Source organism: Pseudomonas sp. P4_C1 (assembly GCF_056402155.1).
In genome coordinates, this window is the sequence record NZ_JBFUHY010000146.1 from 1 (window position 1) to 3,725 (window position 3,725).

Below are 3,725 nucleotides of genomic sequence, written 5' to 3' on the forward strand. Positions count from 1 at the left end.
ATCGCCACGGTAGTCGGCCCGCCAGGGGAAGAGATTTATTGCGATGAATGGGGCCGGGTCAAGGTGCAGTTCCCGTGGGACCGTTCGGACAAGAACAACGATCAGAGTTCGTGCTGGATCCGTGTGGCCCAGGGCTGGGCCGGTGCGACCTGGGGCGCCATGGCCGTGCCCCGGGTGAATCAGGAGCTGATCATCAGCTTCCTGGATGGCGATCCGGATCAGCCGATCGCCACGGGCCGCGCCTACCGCGAGACCAATCTGCCGCCCTATGAACTGCCCAAACACAAAACGCGGATGACCATCAAGAGCCGTACCCATAAGGGAGAGGGCTTCAATGAGCTGCGTTTTGAGGATGAGCTGGGGCAGGAAGAGGTGTACATCCATGCCGAAAAGGACAAGAACGTCCATATCAAACATGACAACACAACGTTTGTGGGTAATGACCGCAGTGAGAAAGTCGGGCATGACGAGCAGATAGAGGTAGGCCACGACCGCAAGGAACAGGTGGGCAATGACGAACGGATAAGCATCGCTCAGGACCACTATCACAGCGTAGGTCGAGATCGAGTGCAGAGTTTCGGTCGCAACCACCAGATCAGCATTGGCAAAGACCGGGTCGAGACCATTGGCAATGATCGACACGACACGATTGCAGTCAATCACCGCATGGAAATTGGCGGTAACGCCGAACAGGTCATTCAGGGTTCCCAACATATCTCTGCCGCGCAAGGCATAGGCACCAAAACCACGACCTATCAGCTGCAAACCAGCGAGAGCCTCGTTCTACAAGGCCCCGGCGGTAGCATTACCCTGGATGCCAATGGCATCACCCTCAGCGGGATTGCCATCTACCTGAATGGGCCGACGCAACTTAACGCTAAAGGCGCAGGACACTCACTCATCCTTAGTGGCGTGCCGACAACCGGCGAACCGATCTGTGTTGGCTGCTGGCTCAAGGCCGCCCGTGAGCATAAAGCCCTCGTGAAGGTGGACGCATGATTCCCGGTGAACTGCTGACGGCACTGACCAACGACCTTTACGCGCACGACGTCCCCCGTCCGCGATATCTCGTCGCGTTGATCGATATGGCGACATTACCTCAGGAAACCCGGCAAAAACTGACGGACCATCCAGGCTTTGATCTGCAACCACTGCTTCTGGCTCCCGGCCTGGAACAGCTCAGGCCATTGGGCCCGCACTTGGCATGTCCACGTGAGGCCACTCGCAAGGGCCATGGCGCACTGATCGACAGTCTTGCGCGCTATGACAGCAATACCATCGTCGCATGGATTACCAGCACTGTGAGCGCCGATGTGCTGGCCCGACATCTGAGTCAGGCCACGTTTGTCGACACGCAAGACAGCGAGCGTTACTTGTTGCGCTACTACGACAGCCGTGTCACGCCGAAGCTCTTGCGCCATGCGCCCGAGCAGTGGAGAGAGTGGCTGCTCGCACCCGTTGTGTCCTGGTGGTGCCGTGGGGCCACTCCAAGCCAGGAACAGTGGCATCGAATCCGCGGAGGAGCACGGTCAATCCCGATCGTTGCCGCCCCGCGATTGGTGATGGACGCCGCGTTATGGCAAGCATTGGAAAGTGACCCCCTGCCTTTCCGGCTACTGGAAACACTCAACGAAACCTCACCCACTTTATTCAGTAGCCCGTGCCATGGAGTGCGTCTGGCGCTGATCGAGTCGCTGCTCAGCCAAGGAAAGAGCCTGGGATTGATTGACCATCACAACCTGACCGATTTCATCATCCTCACCCTCCAACACACCCCCCAACGCTTGCACGGCACTGCCCACTGGCATGCCGCGCTGCAGCGTAGCGCCCGGGGCGAAGGACGCCTGGGCCAGTTGTTTCTCCAGGGAGCACGACCATGACCGCCCCGACCGACCTGCTCAACTTCGTCGCCCGGCAAACGTTCAGCACCGAAGGCAACAGTCCCTGCGTCAGCTGTAAACGCTCGGTGTCCCTGCTGCCGCTGCGCTATGCCGTGATCGGGCACACCGAATCGGCCCTGCCTCCTGCCCTGGCCCAGGCGGAGCCCCTCGCCAGCCTGCCCCTGACCACCGCGCGCTATACCGTGCGCGCACTGCGCGAGGGGTATCTTTATGTGTTCATCCACCGCACCGCGACCGACTGGGTATGCGAGGGCGCCTATCAAACCTACAGCAGCGGCTTGTGCAAGGCCGTGTGGCCCGCCACCCCGGACGACCTGGGGCTGGGCGGCCTGCCGGACTTCGGCGATCGGGTCATCCAGGTCAGCGATCCTGAAGACGTCAACGAAGCCCGGCTGCTGTTCACCCCGGACCTGCTGACGCCGCGCCTGCTCGCCGAGATCCGCACGCAACCGCGGCTGCGCAACACCCTGCGCAAGGTCGATATCCGCCAACTGATCCAAAGCTGCAGCCACACCGCGCACATCATCGAGGCCCAGGCGCTGGACAGTAGCGTCGCCGACCTGCTTGGGCCGACCTCCCCGCCCTTGATGACCCGCCTTGGCGAGCAACTGTTTGCGCCCCCGGCCGGATTCTCGGCCCTGGCGGGTGTGGCCACGCGGCTTGGCGCAACAGCGACCCAGGCGCAGGGTTTTGCCGTGGTGTTGGACGACCCGATCGGCATCACCCAGGAGCTCAATGCCTGGCGCAATCAGAGCGTGGAGACGCTCGAAACCTTCATGCGCAAAACCGACGGCGAAGGCATCGACAACCAGCGCAAACACACCATCGCCTTCGGCCTCGAAAACCTCAAGCTCACCCTCGCCGAACAAGCCGAGCAACGCTACGTCAACCACGCCAACGCGCTTGGCGTGCGGTACACCGACCGCGAGTACGCCAGCAGCAACGTCCACATGGTCACGGCGTCGATGGGCAGCTACCGCAGTTTCCGCAACCCCGCCGACCAACAGCGCCAGGAGCGCGACGACATCGAGCACGCGCGCCACGACAGCTGGGCGAAACGCTACGCGCCGTCGGTCGACGAAGCGCGGCTGCAGGCCTTCATGGCAGAGTTTGATGCGGCCGTCGCCCAAGCCGATGCGATCAAGGACCAGCGCGCCGCCGATCATTTGCAGTGGCTCAACAGCACCGCGTTGCTCGAGGCTTTTGCCTACTACGATGCCAAAGACAGCGGCAACGGCCTGGCGTTCGAAGCGCAACTGGGCGTGGCCGTTGCCGGCATGAACAGTACCGCCCTGGGCGAGGCGCAAATCGACAGCTGGAGCGCCCTCGACGGCACGACGCCGAACAACTGGTTTTGGCGCGGGCTTGCCCAGAATCAGACCCAGGCCATCGAACAGATCAATCTGTTGCTCGCCCAACGCTCGCAACTGCCGACCCTGGACGGCGCTCAGCTGCAAGCCTTGAGCAAGTCGCTGGTCGATATCTACGCCAAAGCCCACGCGCTGGTCGGCGAGGTCAGCCTCAATACGCCGCCCTCTGCCATCCGACTCAGCGGCGCGGTGCTGCTGACCAACACCTTCGGTACCCGCCTGCTGCAAAACAGCGCGGCGTCCAGGCTGGACGGCCCGCTCAACACCGCGCTGGCCCTGGTGTTCAAGGCGAGGCTGGGCCATTTGGGAGAGCAACTGCATTTCGAAAGCAGGACCATGCCGCTCAGCCAGGGGGTCAAGGCGAAAATAAGCCTGGCCGCCCACAAGAGCTTCGGCGACTCGCTGGCCGCGGGCGCCGCCGGGCCCATGCTGGAAGTGCGCTTGGGCAGCACCC

3 protein-coding genes are annotated in these 3,725 nt (G+C 62.4%); all 3 read left to right on the plus strand.

Annotated features, from left to right (window positions below; genetic code table 11):
- Window positions 1-999: type VI secretion system Vgr family protein (locus AC1DU9_RS29575; RefSeq protein WP_477811239.1), on the plus strand; the 999-nt coding region annotated here is incomplete at its 5' end.
- On the plus strand, window positions 996-1,880 hold the full coding sequence (locus tag AC1DU9_RS29580) for a DUF4123 domain-containing protein (protein ID WP_223463481.1): 885 nt from the start codon (window positions 996-998) through the stop codon (window positions 1,878-1,880). The genes AC1DU9_RS29575 and AC1DU9_RS29580, both read left to right, overlap by 4 nt.
- Window positions 1,877-3,725: T6SS effector BTH_I2691 family protein (locus AC1DU9_RS29585; RefSeq protein WP_477811240.1), on the plus strand; the 1,849-nt coding region annotated here is incomplete at its 3' end. The genes AC1DU9_RS29580 and AC1DU9_RS29585, both read left to right, overlap by 4 nt.

Bases quoted from the DNA above. Each gene is read 5' to 3' on its own strand.
- AC1DU9_RS29580 (WP_223463481.1), top strand. From the start codon at position 996: ATGATTCCCGGTGAACTGCTGACGGCACTGACCAACGACCTTTACGCG.